Source organism: Rhodococcus sp. LB1 (assembly GCF_001583455.1).
Taxonomy (GTDB): domain Bacteria; phylum Actinomycetota; class Actinomycetes; order Mycobacteriales; family Mycobacteriaceae; genus Rhodococcus_F; species Rhodococcus_F opacus.
Window position 1 is genome coordinate 1 of sequence record NZ_LTCZ01000351.1, and the last position, 510, is coordinate 510.

1 pseudogene is annotated in these 510 nt (G+C 66.5%); it reads right to left on the reverse strand.

Annotated features, from left to right (window positions below):
* Positions 1–156 precede the first annotated feature (156 nt).
* Positions 157–510: pseudogene (locus AZG88_RS35360) on the reverse strand (IS1380 family transposase); the annotation flags it as partial.

Sequence of the window (510 nt, forward strand, 5' to 3'; positions counted from 1 at the left end):
AGCCTGAATCCGTGGATCGGTGATTTCGCTTCTCCCGATTTGGATTTTGGTGATGTCGGCGGTCGGGTGCCACGAGGTGGGCATGGCTGACCTGCTGACCTCCATATCAGCTCATCCACGTTGGGTGTTTTGGGGTCGGGGCCGGGTTGTCGGGGGTCAGGCAGCGTGTGGCAGTTCGTAGTCGATGATGTTGCCCCAGAGGGTTGTCCAGTCTGCCTGCCGCGGCCAGTGAGCCGGAAGGTGGAGCACGGGTTTGCGTGCAGGCCGGGCGAACCGGGCGGGAACGTTGACCAGGTGCCGGCGCAGGGTGGCGCCCCGGGCGACGGCGTGGCGGCCGCCGGCGAGGGTGCCGGCAGCGCGCAGCAGATTGTGCGCGATCGCGGCGCAGAGCACCCAGGCACTGTTCGCGCCGAAACGCCCGGAGGGAATATGGGCGAGTGGTCCGTCGATCAGATCCGCGAACACCGTTTCCACGATCGCGTGTTTGCGGTGCGTGACGTCGGCATCGAC